The 18,260-nt window shown below is 71.2% G+C and carries 15 protein-coding genes; 14 read left to right on the top strand and 1 reads right to left on the bottom strand.

The window, feature by feature from the left end; translation table 11 throughout:
- Window positions 1-40: 40 nt before the first annotated feature.
- A complete protein-coding gene (locus N8I84_RS09780; RefSeq protein ID WP_263234716.1) occupies window positions 41-1,843 on the bottom strand; it encodes a glycoside hydrolase family 15 protein in 1,803 nt (600 codons plus the stop codon).
- Between the two features lie 493 nt (window positions 1,844-2,336).
- Between N8I84_RS09780 and N8I84_RS09775 the strand changes: the two genes are divergently transcribed.
- The 14 genes from N8I84_RS09775 (at window position 2,337) to der (ending at window position 18,196) form a co-directional block, all read left to right on the top strand.
- Window positions 2,337-4,013 carry a CTP synthase gene (locus N8I84_RS09775; RefSeq protein WP_263234715.1) on the top strand — a complete coding sequence of 559 codons (1,677 nt, stop codon included), beginning with the start codon at window positions 2,337-2,339 and terminating at the stop codon, window positions 4,011-4,013.
- Window positions 4,014-4,097: 84 nt separating this feature from the next.
- Window positions 4,098-4,727: an NUDIX domain-containing protein gene (locus N8I84_RS09770; protein ID WP_103840763.1), complete on the top strand. Its 630-nt coding sequence runs from the start codon at window positions 4,098-4,100 to the stop codon at window positions 4,725-4,727.
- Between the two features lie 265 nt (window positions 4,728-4,992).
- Window positions 4,993-7,062, top strand: a complete 2,070-nt coding sequence (locus N8I84_RS09765) for a tetratricopeptide repeat protein (RefSeq protein WP_263229160.1) — start codon at window positions 4,993-4,995, stop codon at window positions 7,060-7,062.
- 136 nt (window positions 7,063-7,198) lie between these two features.
- Window positions 7,199-8,323 carry an alanine dehydrogenase gene (ald, locus tag N8I84_RS09760; RefSeq protein WP_263229159.1) on the top strand — a complete coding sequence of 375 codons (1,125 nt, stop codon included), beginning with the start codon at window positions 7,199-7,201 and terminating at the stop codon, window positions 8,321-8,323.
- A 421-nt stretch (window positions 8,324-8,744) separates the two neighbouring features.
- A complete protein-coding gene (locus N8I84_RS09755) occupies window positions 8,745-9,878 on the top strand; it encodes a ParA family protein (RefSeq protein ID WP_103840758.1) in 1,134 nt (377 codons plus the stop codon).
- On the top strand, window positions 9,863-10,456 hold the full coding sequence (locus N8I84_RS09750) for a hypothetical protein (RefSeq protein ID WP_263229158.1): 594 nt from the start codon (window positions 9,863-9,865) through the stop codon (window positions 10,454-10,456). The genes N8I84_RS09755 and N8I84_RS09750 overlap by 16 nt, the downstream gene beginning before the upstream one ends.
- Before the next feature lie 19 nt (window positions 10,457-10,475).
- Window positions 10,476-11,783, top strand: a complete 1,308-nt coding sequence (locus tag N8I84_RS09745) for a segregation and condensation protein A (protein WP_263229157.1) — start codon at window positions 10,476-10,478, stop codon at window positions 11,781-11,783.
- Window positions 11,780-12,451, top strand: a complete 672-nt coding sequence (gene scpB / locus N8I84_RS09740; RefSeq protein WP_263229156.1) for an SMC-Scp complex subunit ScpB — start codon at window positions 11,780-11,782, stop codon at window positions 12,449-12,451. The genes N8I84_RS09745 and scpB overlap by 4 nt, the downstream gene beginning before the upstream one ends.
- Window positions 12,451-13,521 (top strand): pseudouridine synthase, encoded by a 1,071-nt coding sequence (locus tag N8I84_RS09735; protein WP_263229155.1) that lies wholly within the window; start codon window positions 12,451-12,453, stop codon window positions 13,519-13,521. Before scpB ends, N8I84_RS09735 begins: the two co-directional genes overlap by 1 nt.
- A gap of 171 nt (window positions 13,522-13,692) precedes the next feature.
- Window positions 13,693-14,055, top strand: a complete 363-nt coding sequence (aroH, locus tag N8I84_RS09730) for a chorismate mutase (RefSeq protein WP_263229154.1) — start codon at window positions 13,693-13,695, stop codon at window positions 14,053-14,055.
- Complete coding sequence (locus tag N8I84_RS09725) at window positions 14,052-15,137, top strand: prephenate dehydrogenase (RefSeq protein WP_263229153.1); 1,086 nt, start codon at window positions 14,052-14,054, stop codon at window positions 15,135-15,137. Before aroH ends, N8I84_RS09725 begins: the two co-directional genes overlap by 4 nt.
- A gap of 164 nt (window positions 15,138-15,301) precedes the next feature.
- A complete protein-coding gene (cmk, locus tag N8I84_RS09720; RefSeq protein ID WP_263229152.1) occupies window positions 15,302-15,997 on the top strand; it encodes a (d)CMP kinase in 696 nt (231 codons plus the stop codon).
- Entirely contained in the window at window positions 15,994-16,641 is a 648-nt protein-coding gene (locus N8I84_RS09715) for a lysophospholipid acyltransferase family protein (protein WP_263229151.1), read from the top strand. The genes cmk and N8I84_RS09715 overlap by 4 nt, the downstream gene beginning before the upstream one ends.
- Before the next feature lie 73 nt (window positions 16,642-16,714).
- Window positions 16,715-18,196 carry a ribosome biogenesis GTPase Der gene (der, locus tag N8I84_RS09710; RefSeq protein ID WP_263229150.1) on the top strand — a complete coding sequence of 494 codons (1,482 nt, stop codon included), beginning with the start codon at window positions 16,715-16,717 and terminating at the stop codon, window positions 18,194-18,196.
- Window positions 18,197-18,260 lie beyond the last annotated feature (64 nt).

Genomic DNA, 18,260 nt, shown 5'->3' with positions numbered 1-18,260 from the left:
TCGAAGACCGCCCGGGTCCCCCTCGAAGAGGGGCAATCACTCAGCCCCCGTACGCCCCGGAAGCCGTCAGCCGCAGTGCCGTGTCGATCAGCGGCACGTGGCTGAACGCCTGCGGGAAGTTGCCGACCTGGCGCTTCAGGCGCGGGTCCCACTCCTCCGCGAGCAGCCCCACGTCGTTGCGCAGTGCCAGCAGCTTCTCGAACAGCTTGCGGGCCTCGTCCACGCGGCCGATCATCGCCAGGTCGTCGGCCATCCAGAACGAGCAGGCCAGGAAGGCGCCCTCGTCGCCCGGCAGGCCGTCCACGCCCTCCTCCTCGCCGGAGGTCGGGTAGCGCAGGATGAAGCCGTCCGAGGTGGACAGCTCCCGCTGGATCGCCTCGATCGTGCCGATCACCCGCTTGTCGTCCGGCGGCAGGAAGCCCATCTGCGGGATCAGCAGCAGCGAGGCGTCCAGCTCCTTGGAGCCGTAGGACTGAGTGAAGGTGTTGCGCTCCTTGTCGTAGCCCTTTTCGCACACGTCCCGGTGGATGTCGTCGCGCAGCTCACGCCACTTCTCCAGCGGTCCGTCCGCGTCACCGGACTCGATCAGCTTGATCGTGCGGTCCACCGCCACCCAGGCCATCACCTTGGAGTGCACGAAGTGCCGGCGCGGGCCGCGCACCTCCCAGATGCCCTCGTCCGGCTCGTCCCAGTGCTGCTCGAGGTAGCGGATCAGCTTCAGCTGGAGCAGGGAGGCGTAGTCGTTGCGGGCGAGCCCGGTCATGTGGGCCAGGTGCAGGGCCTCGGTGACCTCTCCGTACACGTCCAGCTGCAGTTGGTGTGCGGCGCCGTTGCCGACGCGCACCGGGGCCGAGTTCTCGTAGCCGGGCAGCCAGTCCAGCTCCGCCTCGCCCAGCTCCCGCTCGCCCGCGATGCCGTACATGATCTGCAGGTTCTCGGGGTCGCCGGCCACGGCCCGCAGCAGCCACTCGCGCCAGGCGCGCGCCTCCTCGCGGTAGCCGGTGCGCAGCAGCGACGACAGGGTGATCGCCGCGTCCCGCAGCCAGGTGTAGCGGTAGTCCCAGTTGCGCACGCCGCCGATCTCCTCCGGCAGCGACGTCGTGGGCGCGGCCACGATGCCGCCGGTCGGCGCGTACGTCAGGGCCTTCAGGGTGATCAGCGAGCGGATGACGGCCTCGCGGTAGGGGCCGTGGTACGTACAGTGCTCCACCCAGTCGCGCCAGAAGTCCTCGGTCGCCTCCAGCGACTGCTCGGGCTCGGGCAGCGGCGGCGGCTCCTTGTGCGAGGGCTGCCAGGAGATCGTGAACCCGATCCGGTCACCCGGCGCGACCGTGAAGTCCGCGTACGTGGTCAGACCCTTGCCGTACGTCTCGGCCTCTGTGTCGAACCACACGGAGTCCGGCCCGGCGACGGCCACCGTGCGGCCCTCGTGCTTGTGCACCCAGGGCACGATGCGCCCGTAGGAGAAGCGCATGCGCAGCGCCGACCGCATCGGCACCCGGCCCGTGACGCCCTCGACGATCCGGATCAGCTGGGGGGCGCCGTCACGCGGCGGCATGAGGTCGATGACCCGGACCGTGCCGCGCGGGGTGTCCCACTCGGACTCCAGGATCAGCGACTCGCCGCGGTACGTGCGCCGGGTCGCCCTCGGCGGCTCGGCGTCCGACGCGTGCGCCGGACCCAGCCGCCAGAAGCCGTGCTCCTCCGAGCCGAGCAGTCCCGCGAAGACGGCATGGGAATCGAAGCGGGGCAGGCACAGCCAGTCCACGGTGCCGTCCCGGCAGACCAGCGCCGCGGTCTGCATGTCTCCGATGAGTGCGTAGTCTTCGATGCGCCCGGCCAATGCAACTCCAGTCGAACGGCCACGTCGCCCCGAGGGGCGGTCGCTCTGTGCGGTCATGGGGGTCATGAGAAACGGCGTTGTTCACCGACCCATTCGAAAATGATGCAGTCGATGTTCAACGAACTGACGAGCTCTTGTTGTTCCGGGGACCGGCGGGGGTGGTGCCGTTTTCCGGGAGCGCTCGGCAGAGAGTGTCCGAGCAGGATACGACGCAGGTCCATGATCCGCGTGCCCCGCCGGGCAACCGGACTGCCCCGAACGAGTGAGCCGCGGGTGAAACCCCGGTGAAAACCTCTTAAGGTTCGCGCGTCCGTGGTGACACATGCGCGGAGCGTGGCCGGAAGCAGTCCCCTCGTGGCGCTGATACGCTGGTAGCCCGTGGACCGGTGGGCTCGAAACCCCCGAACCGCAGCGACGGCACCCCCGAAAAAAATACTTCGAGGACCAGCCGTACCGCACCCCAGACCGCGACCACGGGAGCCCCCTCTTGGCCATGCCGCCCGCTGCTTTTCGAAACAGCACAGCCACGACGACCAAGCACATCTTCGTCACCGGGGGTGTCGCCTCCTCGCTCGGCAAGGGTCTGACCGCCTCCAGCCTCGGCATGCTGCTCAAGGCCCGGGGCCTGCGGGTCGTGATGCAGAAGCTCGACCCGTACCTGAACGTCGACCCGGGCACGATGAACCCGTTCCAGCACGGTGAGGTGTTCGTCACCAACGACGGCGCCGAGACCGACCTGGACATCGGGCACTACGAACGCTTCCTCGACCGCGACCTGGACGGATCGGCGAACGTCACCACCGGGCAGGTCTACTCGACGGTGATCGCCAAGGAGCGGCGCGGCGAGTACCTGGGCGACACCGTGCAGGTCATCCCGCACATCACCAACGAGATCAAGCACCGCATCCGGCGTATGGCCACCGACGAGGTGGACGTCGTGATCACCGAGGTGGGCGGCACGGTCGGCGACATCGAGTCGCTGCCGTTCCTGGAGACCGTCCGCCAGGTCCGCCACGAGGTCGGCCGCGACAACGTCTTCGTGGTGCACATCTCGCTGCTGCCCTACATCGGCCCCTCCGGCGAGCTGAAGACCAAGCCGACCCAGCACTCGGTGGCCGCGCTGCGCAACATCGGTATCCAGCCGGACGCGATCGTCCTGCGCTGCGACCGCGAGGTCCCCACCGCGATCAAGCGCAAGATCTCCCTGATGTGCGACGTCGACGAGGCCGCCGTCGTCGCCTGCCCGGACGCCCGCTCGATCTACGACATCCCGAAGACCGTGCACGGCGAGGGCCTGGACGCCTACGTCGTCCGCAAGCTGGACCTGCCCTTCCGCGACGTCGACTGGACGACCTGGGACGACCTGCTCGACCGCGTCCACAACCCCGAGAACGAGGTCACCCTCGCCCTGGTCGGCAAGTACATCGACCTGCCCGACGCCTACCTCTCGGTGACCGAGGCGCTGCGCGCGGGCGGCTTCGCCAACAAGGCCCGGGTGAAGATCAAGTGGGTCACCTCGGACGACTGCAAGACCCCGGCGGGCGCCAAGAAGCAGCTGTCCGACGTGGACGCGATCTGCATCCCGGGCGGCTTCGGCGACCGGGGCGTGTCCGGCAAGGTCGGCGCCATCCAGTACGCCCGTGAGAACAAGATCCCGCTGCTCGGCCTCTGCCTCGGCCTGCAGTGCATCGTGATCGAGGCCGCGCGCAACCTGGCCGGCATCCCCGACGCGAACTCCACCGAGTTCGACGCCGCCACCGCCCACCCGGTCATCTCCACCATGGCCGAGCAGCTCGACATCGTCGCGGGCGAGGGCGACATGGGCGGAACGATGCGGCTCGGCATGTACCCGGCCAAGCTCGCCGAGGGCTCGATCGTGCGCGAGGTCTACGACGGCAAGGAGTACGTCGAGGAGCGCCACCGCCACCGCTACGAGGTGAACAACGCCTACCGCGCCGAGCTGGAGAAGAAGGCGGGCATCGTGTTCTCCGGGACGTCGCCCGACGGCAAGCTCGTGGAGTACGTGGAGTACCCGCGCGAAGTGCACCCCTACCTGGTGGCGACCCAGGCGCACCCCGAGCTGCGCTCCCGCCCAACCCGCCCGCACCCGCTGTTCGCGGGCCTGGTGAAGGCGGCCGTGGAACGCAAGAACGGGAAGAACGGCAAGTAAGACGGGGCCTGTACGGTGGCCGGGGTACGCGTCCTCACGGAGGCGTACCCCGGTTCGTGCGAGGTGTGGGAGGAACAGGGCGACATGGCGACGATCAAGGACACCGCCGAGGAGTGGGAGATCCGGGCGAGCGAGACCCCGTTCGTCGGCAACAAGACCTCTGTCCGCACCGACGACGTGGTCATGCCGGACGGCTCGGTGGCGCGCCGCGACTACCAGGTCCACCCCGGATCGGTGGCCGTCCTCGCCCTGGACGCCCAGGACCGGGTGCTGGTCATCCGGCAGTACCGCCACCCGGTGCGCCAGAAGCTGTGGGAGATCCCGGCCGGCCTGCTCGACGTCCCCGGCGAGAACCCGCTGCACGCCGCCCAGCGCGAGCTGTACGAGGAGGCGCACGTCAAGGCCGAGGACTGGCGCGTGCTGGCCGACGTCTACACCACCCCAGGAGGCTGCGACGAGGCCGTGCGCATCTTCCTCGCCCGCGACCTGTCCGAGGCCGACGGGCAGCGCTTCGAGGTGGAGGACGAGGAGGCCGACATGGAGCTGGCCCGGGTGCCGGTGGCGGACCTCGTGCGGGGCGTCCTGGCGGGCGACCTCCACAACAACTGCCTCGTCGTCGGCGTGCTGTCGCTGGTCGCCGCGCGGACCGGCGAAGGCCTGGACGCCCTGCGCCCGGCCGAGGCCCCGTGGCCGGCCCGGCCGTTCCAGGCGTGACGCCTCCGGTTCGGACACCGTCCTCGGGGGCTCCGCCCCTTCGCCCCCGGACGGGGTGTCGAGGGGATGCGGGCCGGGAGCCGGTTCGAGCCGTGGCGCCCCGAGCGGGCTGAAAAATCACCACCGGTCGTACGATCGCCTGATCCGATCGAGGGACCCGTCCGCCGTGCTCCGCCGGGATCGTCGCAGAGCGTCAACTAGGCTCTGACAGCGACCCGCCCGAGGCTCGGCGGGCCCGTGTGCGCAGTGGACGGGAGCGTGGCCCGTGACGGATCAGGCGGTGGACACAGACGGTGGCGTGCGGTCGGACAGCGATCCGCGTCCCGTCGTCGGCCACGGTCGGTTCCTCGGCCGCACACGGGAGTTGAAGGAACTCCGTGCCGACATCCAGCGCGCGGGCCTGGACACCCTCTCCGGACGCAAGGCACCCCGCGCCCGCGTGCTGCTCGTCGCAGGCCGCCCCGGCTACGGCCGCACCGCGCTCGCCGAGGAACTGGCGCGCCAGGTCGCGGACGGCTACCCGGACGGCGTGCTGCGCGCCCGCCTCAGCGAGCCCGACGGCACCCCCGTCCCCACCGAGCGCACCGCCCGCGAGCTGCTGACCGCCCTCGGTGTGCCCACCCCGCCCGGGGCCGACGAGGACGAGCTGGGCCAGGCGGTGCGTGAGGCCCTCGTGGGGCGCCGAGCGCTGCTGCTGCTCGACGACGCCGTGTCCGCCGAGCAGGTGGACGCGGTGCTGCCGGACACGCCCGACTGCCTCGTCGTCGCCGTCGCCCAGGGCCCCCTGACCGGGATCGCGGACGTGCGCCCCTGCACCCTCGGCGGCCTCGACACCAAGGCCGCCCTGGAGCTGCTCACCCGGTACGCCGGCTCCGTGCGCGTCACCGTCGACCCGCGTGCCGCCGAGGGGCTCGTCGAGGAGTGCGCGGGCCAGCCCGCCGCGCTGGTCCTCGCCGGGGGCTGGCTGGCCGCCCAACCCAAGGCCGCCGTCGCCGACCTCGCCCGGCACCTGCGCACCGGTGCCGAGGACGGGCCGCCCCTCGCCCGCGCTTTCCGGCTTTCCTACGAGGCGCTGCCGGGCTCCGCCCAGCGGATGCTGCGGCTGCTGTGCCTGGCCCCCGCCGGCCTGCCCGATCCGCACACCGCCTCCGCGCTGGCCGGCTGCCCCGTCGACACGGCCCGCGCCGCCCTCGACGATTTCGCGGAGCGCGGCTTCCTGCGGCACCTTGGGACACCACTGCCGCAGTACGAGGTCCCGGGCTGCCTGCTGCCCCTGCTGCGCGCGCTCGCCGAGCGTCACGACCGTCCGGCCGAGCTGCAGCTGGCCCGCGCCCGGATGCTGGAGCGGACGGTACGGCTGCTGCAGTCCTGCCGGGTGATCACCGAGACCGACAGCCCCGAGGCGCGCGAGAAGCTCGCAGGGCTGCCCCGCGAGTTGCGCTTCGCGAGCCCCCGAGCGGCCGAGGACTGGCTGCGCCTGCGGCAGCCCGCGCTGCTGGCGTCGGCCCGGCTCGCGGTCGCCGACGGCGAGCTGGACACCCTCGCCCGGCGTCTGATGGCCGCGCTGGTGCGGGCCCTGGTCGCCCACTTCGGCACCCGGGCGGCCGCGCCCGAGCTGTACGGCATCCACCGGCTCGTCCTCGATGTCGCCGAGCGCCGCGGACTGCACCGAGAGAAGGCGGCGGCCCTGCTGAACCTCGCCGACGTGGACGCGCGGACCGGCCGTACGAGGGAGGCACTGGCCCGCTACCGGGCCGCGCTGGACGCCGGACGGGCCGGCAACGACCCGTATGCGACCGGCCGCGCGATGGAATCCGTAGGCGGCGCCCACCAGGAGATCGGGGACTTCGACCGGGCGGCCGACTGGTACGGCAGGGCCCTGTCCCATCGCCTCGCCCGCGACGAGCGCGCGGAGGCCGCCCGCCTGTACGGCCGCCTCGCCACCGTCCAGACCTACGCCGGCCGCTACGGCGAGGCGCAGCGCAACTGGCGCGCGGCGATCGCTCTGCACCGCAGGAGCGGCGATGTGGCCGCGCACGCCCGGGCGTTGAGCGAACTGGCCCGTGTCCAGGAGTACGCCGGACGCCCCGAGGAGTCGCTGCGCACCTGCGAGGAGGCCGTCGAGTGGGCGCGGCAGGCCGACGACGCCCGGCTGCAGGCGGCGCTCCGGCTCCGGGTCGCCGACACCCTGGAACGTCTCGGCGACCCGGCGGCCGCCGCCCTGCACCGGTCGGCGGCCGAGCGCATGCTGGGAGACGGTGCGCAGGAAGGCCCGATGCCCCCGGAACACACCGCTAACGCCTGCGAAATCCGTAGTACATCCGCTGAAGATTGATGCAATGAAAGGCTAGACAGCGGGAACACCTTCATTAAACTGGCTTCGCCGCACGTTCTCCTGCGGTGTCTCCCGGTGTGCTCCTGTGCGTCCGGGTATGTCTTGCAATGCCCCCACATTCCCTGAGCCAAGGACCGTGATCGACGTGAAGGTCGGCATCCCCCGCGAGGTCAAGAACAACGAGTTCCGGGTGGCCATCACCCCCGCCGGCGTGCACGAGCTGGTGCGCCACGGCCACCAGGTCGTCGTCGAGCGGAACGCCGGTGTCGGCTCCTCGATCCCGGACGAGGAGTACATCGCCGCAGGCGCACAGATCCTGGACACCGCCGACGAGGTGTGGGCCACCGCCGACCTGCTGCTGAAGGTCAAGGAGCCCATCGCCGAGGAGTACCACCGCCTGCGCAAGGACCAGACGCTCTTCACCTACCTGCACCTGGCCGCCTCCAAGGAGTGCACGGAGGCGCTGCTCGAGTCCGGCACCACGGCGATCGCCTACGAGACGGTCGAGCTGTCGAACCGGGCGCTCCCGCTGCTCGCCCCCATGTCCGAGGTCGCGGGCCGGCTCGCCCCGCAGGTCGGCGCCTACCACCTCATGGCCGCCAACGGCGGCCGCGGCGTGCTGCCCGGCGGCGTCCCGGGTGTGCCCGCCGCCAAGGCCGTCGTCATCGGCGGCGGCGTGTCGGGCTGGAACGCCGCGCAGATCGCCATCGGCATGGGCTTCCACGTCACCCTGCTCGACAGGGACATCAACAAGCTCAAGGAAGCCGACAAGATCTTCGGCACGAAGATCCAGACCGTCGTCTCCAACGCCTTCGAGCTGGAGAAGGCCTGCCTCGACGCCGACCTCGTCATCGGCGCCGTCCTCATCCCGGGCGCCAAGGCCCCCAAGCTGGTCACCAACGAGCTGGTCTCCCGGATGAAGCCCGGAAGTGTCCTTGTCGACATCGCGATCGACCAGGGCGGCTGCTTCGAGGACTCGCGCCCGACCACGCACGCGGAGCCGACCTTCAGGGTCCACGAGTCGGTCTTCTACTGCGTCGCCAACATGCCCGGCGCCGTCCCCAACACCTCCACCTACGCGCTGACCAACGCCACGCTGCCCTACATCGTGGAACTCGCCGACCGCGGCTGGGTCGAGGCCCTGCGCCGCGACGCCGCGCTGGCCAAGGGGCTCAACACCCATGATGGCAAGGTGGTTTACAAGGAGGTCGCCGAGGCACACGGCCTGGAGCACGTCGAGCTGGAATCCCTGCTCGGCTAGTTCCTCGCCAGGCCGGCCACTGGTGCGGGTTCGATTTCCCGTGCCCACAAGGCGATAGGTCAACACGCCTCGTCAACACCGCTCATCCGGCCGGACCTTGCCCGACAAGGTCCGGCCGGATGTGTGTATGGTCACTTTGCGACACTCGTTCAAGTCGCCTCGAACGCAACCCTTCCACCGTTTCGCACACCGGTGAAACCGGGCGAACGACGCCCGGACGCCCTTGACAGCGGGATGTTTCATTGCCGACACATCGATCCGGGTCCGGCGGATTGTGTTGCTGCGGACCGCCGACACGCCATAGAGTCGCCAACCGTCGGCATGGTGCCACGCTGACCTATCTAGAAGTTTCCTGGTCACCAAGGAGGTAAGACGACTTGTGAATGAGTCGACATTTACTCCCGGGGGTGGTCAACCAGGAATGCCTGCGCGGGGCACGGGCCCCACGGGGCTCGAGGCTGTCGGCTCCGTCGCTGTCCGTACCTTCGCAGCCCACCAGAGCCAGAGCCCCCACATGGCTCAGACAGCACACCAGAGCATGGATGGCCAACACGTGAACGCCATGTCCGGCGACGGAAGTGGCGGAGTCCACAACCACTTCGCCGACTACGAAGAGCTGCCCGAGGGGCACTTCTACGACCCCGACGCCGAATACGAGCCCGATCCCGAGTACGCGGCCACGCTCGCGCCCGACGCGGCCCGGCAGCGCCGTGAGCGCATCGGGCCCACCGGCCGCCCACTGCCGTACTTCCCGATCCCCGGACCGCTGACCGACCACGGCCCGGCCACGATCATCGCGATGTGCAACCAGAAGGGCGGCGTCGGCAAGACCACGTCGACCATCAACCTGGGTGCCGCGCTCGCGGAGTACGGGCGCCGGGTGCTGCTCGTCGACTTCGACCCGCAGGGCGCGCTGTCCGTGGGACTCGGTGTGAACCCCATGGAGCTGGACCTCACCGTCTACAACCTGCTCATGGAGCGGGGCATGTCGGCGGACGAGGTCCTGCTGAAGACCGCGGTCCCCAACATGGACCTGCTGCCGAGCAACATCGACCTCTCGGCCGCCGAGGTCCAGCTGGTGTCGGAGGTCGCGCGCGAGTCCACGCTCCAGCGGGCGCTCAAGCCGCTGCTGCCGGACTACGACTACATCGTGATCGACTGCCAGCCCTCGCTCGGCCTGCTCACCGTGAACGCGCTCACCGCGGCGCACAAGGTGATCGTGCCGCTGGAGTGCGAGTTCTTCGCGTTGCGCGGTGTCGCGCTGCTCACCGAGACCATCGAGAAGGTCCAGGAACGGCTCAACCCCGACCTCGAACTCGACGGCATCCTCGCCACGATGTACGACTCCAGGACCGTGCACAGCCGTGAGGTCCTCGCGCGGGTCGTCGAGGCGTTCGACGACCACGTCTACCACACGGTGATCGGCCGGACCGTGCGCTTCCCGGAGACCACGGTCGCCGGTGAACCGATCACCACGTACGCCTCCAACTCCGTCGGTGCCGCCGCCTACCGCCAGCTCGCCAGGGAGGTGCTCGCCCGGTGTCACGCCGAGTGAGTCTGCCGGGGGCCGACGAACTGTTCCGTACCACCGGGGGAACGGCGCTCCAGGCGTCCACTCCCAGGCGCCAGGCCAACGGCGAGGCCCGGGTGCCGGCTCCCGCGGGCGAGACCGACCCGGCGGCCCAGGCGGAGGACGCACCGCCGTCGGTGCCCGTGCAGGGCGGCGACGGGGAGGGCGACGAGCACGTTGCGGCAGACGTCGCGGAGGCCGAGGCCGGGGAGTCCCGGGCACGGTCCACCGCCGCGGAGCGGACCGCGCGGCGTGGCGCCGCGGCGGCGCAGGAAGGTTCTGCCGGTTCCTCCGCGGCCTCATCCGCGGCCGAGCAGCGCAAGCGGGGGCGTGCAGCCGGGCGGCGGCCCAGCGGCCGCGAGCGGCACGACGAGAAGATCACCGTGTACGTGTCCGCCGAGGAGCTGATGGACCTCGAGCACGCACGGCTGGTGCTCCGGGGCGAGCACGGGCTCGCGGTGGACCGCGGGCGGATCGTGCGGGAGGCCGTCGCCGTGGTGCTGGCGGATCTGGAGTCCCGGGGGGACGCGAGCATTCTCGTACGTCGGCTCCGGGGGCGGTAAGAGGTAGCCTGCGACGGCTATGACCTCGAACGACGGCTCCGCTTCCGCTACCGGCTCCCCCGGCTCCGGCGGGCGTCGGCGTGCGCTGGGGCGGGGCCCCGGAGCCGCACGGGTCGTACCGGCGCTGCCTGCCGAGGAGGCGGAGCCGCTCGAAGAGGTACCGCCGGCTGCCGAGCCTGAATCTCGCCCCGAGCCCGAGCCCGAGCCTCAGCCCGAGCCTGAGCCTCGCCCCGAGCCTGAGCCTCGACCCCAGCCCGCGCCTCGCCCCGAGCCCGAGCCTCGGCCCGAGCCCAAGACCGCGCCTCGCCCCGAGCCTGAGACCGAGCCTCGGCCCGAGACCGAATCTCCGTCCGAGCCCGAATCTCGGCCCGAGCCCGAGCCTGAACGTCGGCACGAGCCCCAATCTCCGCCTCGGCACGAGCCCGAATCTCCGCCTCGGTCCGAACCGGAAGCCGTGGTCGAGGCGACCGGGGCTACCGCACCTCCCGTCGACGAGACCGAACCCGGCGACGGTGTCTTCAAGGTCCGGCTCCACAACTTCGAGGGGCCCTTCGACCTGCTCCTGCAGTTGATCTCCAAGCACAAACTCGACGTGACCGAGGTCGCCCTGTCCAAGGTGACCGACGAGTTCATGGCGCACATCCGGGCCATGGGGCCGGACTGGGACCTGGACCAGACGACCGAGTTCCTCGTCGTCGCCGCCACGCTGCTCGACCTCAAGGCCGCGCGGCTGCTGCCCGCCGCCGAGGTGGAGGACGAGGCCGACCTCGCGCTGCTCGAAGCCAGGGACCTGCTGTTCGCGCGGCTGCTGCAGTACCGCGCGTACAAACAGATCGCCGAGATCTTCAGCCGGCGCACCGACGACGAGGCCCGGCGGTATCCCCGTACCGTCGGCCTCGAGCCGCACCACGCCGAGCTGCTGCCCGAGGTCGTCATCAGCATCGGCCCCGAAGGGTTCGCCAAACTCGCCGTCAAGGCGATGCAGCCCAAGCCCAAGCCGCAGGTGTACGTCGACCACATCCACGCCCCGCTCGTCAGTGTGCAGGAGCAGGCCGGGATCGTCGTGGCCCGGCTGAGGGAACTCGGGGAGGCCAGTTTCCGGGCGCTGATCGAGGACACCGCCGACACCCTCACCGTCGTCGCCCGCTTCCTCGCACTGCTGGAGCTGTACCGCGAGAAGGCCGTGGCGCTGGAGCAGGAGGCCGCCCTCGGCGAGCTGGTCGTGCGCTGGACCGGTGGGGACGGGGACGCCGACGTCATGGTCACCGACGAGTTCGACCGGCCGCCCGAGGAGCCCGAGCCGGCCAAGGAGGAGGAGAAGGCGTGAGCGAGGACACCATCGACGCACCGGCAGGGCTGAACACCGTCGCCGGCCTCGACCTCAAGCCCGCTCTCGAGGCCGTCCTCATGGTCGTGGACGAGCCCGCCACCGAGGAGAACCTGGCGAAGATACTGGAGCGGCCGCGCCGGCAGATCGCGGACGCGCTGCGCGAGCTGGCGGACGAGTACACCGTGCAGGGCCGCGGCTTCGAGCTGCGGTTCGTCGCGGGCGGCTGGCGTTTCTACACCCGTGCCGAGTACGCCCCCGCCGTGGAGCGGTTCGTGCTCGACGGGCAGCAGGCGCGCCTCACCCAGGCCGCCCTGGAGACCCTCGCCGTGGTCGCGTACCGCCAGCCGGTCAGCCGCAGCCGCGTCTCGGCGGTGCGCGGAGTGAACTGCGACGGGGTCATGCGCACCCTCCTCCAACGCGGTCTGGTCGAAGAGGCGGGCACGGAACCCGAAACAGGTGCGATCCTGTACAGGACGACGAACTACTTCCTGGAGCGGATGGGCCTGCGCGGCCTGGACGAGCTTCCGGAGCTCGCGCCCTTCCTCCCGGAGGCGGAGGCGATCGAGGCCGAGACCCAGGAGGGCGTACCGTCGTTCGACCCGGACGCTCCCGATGCTCCGGACGCAGACGACGATCACACGACGAAGACGACGACGGAACTTTGATGCGAAGCAGCGGCAGCGGCAAGAGCGGCGGGCGCGGTAACTACCGCGGTGCCGGCAACGACAGGGACCAGAAGCAGGGGCAGGGACGCCCCCGCAAGCCCCGCCCCGAGGAGCGCCGCTACGACGTCGGCCCGGGCGCCACGCAGGACGGCCCGAAGTCCGGGCGCGGCGGCGCGGCCCGCGGTGGCGCCAAGGGCGGCCCGAAGCAGTCCCAGCAGCGCGGCGGGCGCGGTCGTACGGCCCCGGCGCGCCCGCGCGAGTACGAGGCGCAGATCGAGGAGCGCAACCGCGAGCGGTACGCGGGCAAGAAGGACCTCAAGCTGCCCAAGACCTTCCCGGGCGCCGAGCAGGAGGGCGAGCGGCTGCAGAAGGTGCTCGCGCGCGCGGGCTACGGCTCCCGGCGCGCCTGCGAGGAGCTGATCGAGCAGGCCAGGGTCGAGGTCAACGGCGCGATCGTCACCGAGCAGGGCCTGCGGGTCGACCCCGGGAAGGACGAGATCAAGGTCGACGGGCTGACCGTGGCCACGCAGTCGTACCAGTTCTTCTCGCTCAACAAGCCCGCCGGTGTCGTCTCCACCATGGAGGACCCGGAGGGCCGCCAGTGCCTCGGCGACTACGTCACCAACCGGGAGACCCGGCTCTTCCACGTCGGCCGGCTCGACACCGAGACCGAGGGCGTCATCCTGCTCACCAACCACGGCGAGCTGGCACACCGCCTCACCCATCCCAAGTACGGCGTGAAGAAGACCTACCTGGCGCACATCGTCGGCCCCATCCCGCGCGACCTCGGCAAGCGGCTGAAGGACGGCATCCAGCTGGAGGACGGCTACGCGCGCGCGGACCACTTCCGGGTGGTCGAGCAGACCGGCAAGAACTACCTCGTCGAGGTGACCCTGCACGAGGGGCGCAAGCACATCGTGCGGCGCATGCTCGCCGAGGCCGGGTTCCCTGTGGACAAGCTCGTGCGGACGGCCTTCGGCCCGATCACGCTGGGGGACCAGAAGTCGGGGTGGCTTCGGCGGTTGTCCAACACGGAGGTCGGCATGCTGATGAAGGAAGTCGATCTCTAGAGCGACATGCTCCGCGGGGCGCAGGGCGCCTGGGAGCTCGGGTTCTCCCGCCGGTTGGCGACTGCGGGCTCGTCGTGGTTGATCGCGCAGTTCCCCGCGCCCCTGAGGGGCGCGGGGCGTGCCCTACGCTGGTGAGCAGACCTTTTCCGTAGATCAGCAAGGAGCATCACCGTGGCGGTACGAGCGGTCCGTGGCGCCGTTCAGCTTGAGCGGGACGAGGCCGGGCACATGGACGAGCAGGTCGGTGCCCTGCTCACCGCCATCCTGGAGCGCAACGGGCTGACCACCGACGACCTGATCAGCATCTGGTTCACGGCCACGCCCGATCTGCACAGCGACTTCCCGGCGGCCGCCGCCCGCAAGCTCGGCATCGTCGACGTGCCGCTGATCTGCGCCCAGGAGCTGGACATCGAGGGCGCGATGCCCCGGGTCGTCCGCATCCTCGCCCACATCGAGTCCGACAAGCCGCGCGCGGAGATCGCGCATGTCTACCTCGGTGCCGCCGCCGCTCTGCGCAAGGACATCGCCCAGTGAGGACCGCACTCGTCATCGGCACGGGGCTGATCGGCACGTCCGTGGCCCTCGCGCTCGCCGCCCGCGGGGTCACCGTGCACCTCGCCGACCACGACCCGGAGCAGGCCCGAACGGCCGCCGCGCTCGGAGCCGGGACCGACGAGGCGCCCGAGGGCCCGGTCGACCTGGTGATCGTCGCCGCCCCGCCCGCCCACGTGGCCGCCGCGCTCGCCGACGCCGTGCGGCGCGGCCTCGGGCGCGGTTACCTCGACGTGGCCAGCGTCAAGGGCGGACCGCGCCGCGAGCTGGAGGCGCTCGGCCTGGACCTGACCTCGTACATCGGCACACACCCCATGTCGGGCCGCGAGAAGTCGGGCCCGCTGGCGGCCAGCGGCGACCTCTTCGAGGGGCGGCCCTGGGTGCTGACCCCGACCCGGGACACCGACACCGAGGTGCTCAACCTCGCCCTGGAACTGGTCTCGCACTGCCGGGCCGTGCCGGTCGTCATGGACGCCGATGCGCACGACCGGGCCGTCGCGCTCGTCTCGCACATGCCCCACCTGGTCTCCAGCATGGTCGCCGCGCGCCTGGAGCACGCCGAGGAGGCGGCGGTACGGCTGTGCGGGCAGGGCATCCGGGACGTGACCCGGATCGCGGCCTCCGACCCCCGGATGTGGATCGACATCCTGTCCGCCAACCCGGGCCCGGTCGCCGACCTGCTCTCCGAGGTCGCCGCCGACCTCGACGAGACCGTCCAGGCCCTGCGGGCCCTGCAGTCCTCCGACGAGGCCAAGCGGCGCGAGGGGACCGAGGGCATCGAGGACGTGCTGCGCCGCGGCAACGCCGGGCAGGTCCGGGTGCCCGGCAAGCACGGCAGCGCCCCGCGGGCGTACGAGACCGTGGCCGTCCTCATCGACGACCAGCCCGGCCAGCTGGCCCGTATCTTCGCGGACGCGGGCAGGGCCGGGATCAACATCGAGGACGTCCGCATCGAACACGCGACGGGGCAGCAGGCGGGCCTGGTCCAGCTGATGGTCGAGCAGACGGCCGCCCCGGTGCTGAGCGCCGCGTTGCGGGAGCGGGGCTGGTTGATCAGGCAGTAGGGCGGGCGTACGACCGGCCGAGGGTCCGCGCCCGGCGCTGCGGCAACCGGGTGACGGGCAGGCCCGGCATGCCGGGCCCGGCGAGCCAGTAACCTTGTGCGGGGCGCCCTCGCGTCCCGCCCGTCCACCCACCCGCCCCACCCCACCAGGAAGGTGTTCCCACCGTGGAAAACGGCGCCGCCCGGACCGCCCCGGCAGTGATTGTCGCCATCGACGGCCCCGCCGGCACGGGCAAGTCGAGCACGTCCAAGGCTGTGGCCGCACAGCTCGGGCTCAGCTACCTGGACACCGGCGCCCAGTACCGGGCGATCACCTGGTGGATGGTGAACAACGGCATCGACATAGCGGACCCCACGGCCGTCGCGGCGGTGGCGGGCAAGCCGGAGATCGTCTCCGGCACCGACCCCAAGGCCCCCACCATCTCCGTGGACGGCACGGACGTCTCCGGGCCGATCCGCTCCCCGGAGGTGTCCTCCAAGGTCAGCGCGGTCAGCGCGGTGCCCGAGGTGCGCGCCCGGATCACCGAGCTGCAGCGCTCGCTGGCCGCCTCCGCCGAGAACGGCATGGTCGTCGAGGGCCGCGACATCGGCACGACCGTGCTGCCCGACGCCGACCTGAAGATCTTCCTCACCGCCTCCCCGGAGGCACGCGCCGCCCGTCGCAACGGCGAACTGAAGGGCGCGGACCTGCACGCCACCCGTGAGGCGCTGATCAAGCGGGACGCGGCCGACTCCAGCCGCAAGACGTCCCCGCTGGCGAAGGCGGACGACGCGGTCGAGGTGGACACCACCGACCTCACCCTCCAGCAGGTCATCGAGTGCGTCGTCACCCTCGTCGAGGAGAAGCGGGCCGGGAAGTGACCGAGGTTCCTTCCGCGCGGAGCGCCGAAGTCGGGCGTCGCATCGGCGTCCCGCTGATGTACGGGCTGTGGAAGCCGCGCGTGCTCGGCGCGTGGAGGGTGCCCGCAAGCGGCCCGGTGATCCTCGCCGTGAACCACTCCCACAACATCGACGGGCCCATGGTCATGGGCGTGGCGCCCAGGCCGACGCACTTCCTGATCAAGAAGGAGGCGTTCGTCGGCCCCCTGGACCCCTTCCTGCGGGGCATCGGCCAGCTGAAGGTGGACCGCACGTCCACCGACCGCACGGCCGTCACCCGGGCGCTCGGCGTGCTCCAGAACGGGGGAGTCCTCGGCATCTTCCCCGAGGGGACCCGCGGCGGGGGCGACTTCGCCTCGCTGCGCGCCGGGCTCGCCTACTTCGCGGTCCGCAGCGGGGCGCCGATCGTCCCGGTCGCGGTGCTGGGAAGCTCCGAGCGGCGGGGACGGTTGATAAAGGGGCTGCCCCCGCTGCGCAGCCGTATCGACGTCGTCTTCGGCGACCCGTTCCAGGCGGGCGACGGCAGCGGGCGGCGTACGCGCAAGGCGCTGGACGAGGCGACCGCGCGCATCCAGAAGCAGCTCACGGAGCACCTGGAAAACGCCAGGCGTTCGACCGGGCGCTAGGCGACACTTGAGTAGTGGATCACCGTAGGTGCGGTGCTCCACCGATCACCACGATGAACGAGGTACGGACTTCATGAACGACCAGATCCAGCCCGACGGCTCGGCGGAGCACGAGTACGAGCACGGGGCGCTCGGCGACGCCGAGTACGCGGAGTTCATGGAGCTCGCCGCCGAAGAGGGCTTCGACCTCGAGGACGTCGAGGGCGCCATCGAGGAGGCCGGACACGGCCCGCTCCCGGTGCTCGCCGTCGTCGGCCGCCCCAATGTCGGCAAGTCGACCCTGGTGAACCGCATCATCGGCCGCCGCGAGGCGGTCGTCGAGGACAAGCCCGGCGTCACCCGCGACCGTGTCACCTACGAGGCCGAGTGGGCGGGCCGCCGCTTCAAGGTCGTCGACACCGGCGGCTGGGAGCAGGACGTCCTCGGCATCGACGCCTCCGTGGCCGCGCAGGCCGAGTACGCGATCGAGGCCGCCGACGCGGTCGTGTTCGTCGTCGACGCCAAGGTCGGCGCCACCGACACCGACGAGGCGGTCGTCCGGCTGCTGCGCAAGGCGGGCAAGCCCGTGGTGCTCGCCGCCAACAAGGTCGACGGTCCGAGCGGCGAGGCCGACGCGGCGTACCTGTGGAACCTCGGCCTCGGCGAGCCCTACCCGGTCTCGGCGCTGCACGGCCGTGGCACCGGCGACATGCTGGACGCAGTCCTCGAGGCCCTGCCCGAGGCGCCCGCCCAGACCTTCGGCGGCGCCGGGGTCGGCGGACCGCGCCGTGTCGCCCTGATCGGCCGCCCGAACGTCGGCAAGTCCTCACTGCTGAACAAGGTCGCCGGCGAGGAGCGCGTCGTCGTCAACGAACTCGCGGGCACCACCCGCGACCCGGTCGACGAGCTGATCGAACTCGGCGGCAAGACCTGGAAGTTCGTCGACACGGCCGGCATCCGCAAGCGGGTCCACCTCCAGCAGGGCGCCGACTACTACGCCTCGCTGCGCACCGCCGCCGCCGTCGAGAAGGCGGAGGTCGCGGTCGTCCTCATCGACGCCTCCGAGTCCATCTCCGTACAGGACCAGCGCATCGTCACCATGGCGGTGGAGGCGGGCCGTGCGCTCGTCCTCGCCTTCAACAAGTGGGACACCCTCGACGAGGAGCGCCGCTACTACCTGGAGCGGGAGATCGAGACCGAGCTGGGCCAGGTGGCGTGGGCGCCGCGCGTGAACGTCTCGGCGCGTACCGGCCGCCACATGGAGAAGCTCGTCCCGGCGATCGAGACCGCCCTCGCGGGCTGGGAGACCCGGGTGCCGACGGGCCGCCTCAACGCGTTCCTCGGCGAGCTGGTGTCCGCGCACCCGCACCCGGTCCGGGGCGGCAAGCAGCCGCGCATCCTCTTCGGCACGCAGGCGGGCACCAAGCCCCCGCGGTTCGTGCTCTTCGCCTCCGGCTTCATCGAGGCGGGCTACCGCCGGTTCATCGAGCGGCGGCTGCGCGAGGAGTTCGGCTTCGAGGGGACGCCGATCCATATCTCGGTCCGCGTGCGCGAGAAGCGCGGCAAGAAGAAGTGAGGTGACACAAAGGGCCGGCCTCCGTGCGGGGGCCGGCCCTTTGTGTGTTCTGCGTCCTCTGCCG

Origin of the sequence: Streptomyces cynarae (genome assembly GCF_025642135.1) — a bacterium.
Lineage (GTDB): Bacteria > Actinomycetota > Actinomycetes > Streptomycetales > Streptomycetaceae > Streptomyces > Streptomyces cynarae.
The sequence above is the reverse complement of the archived record's forward strand: the minus strand, read 5'-3'. Positions and strand labels throughout refer to the sequence as shown.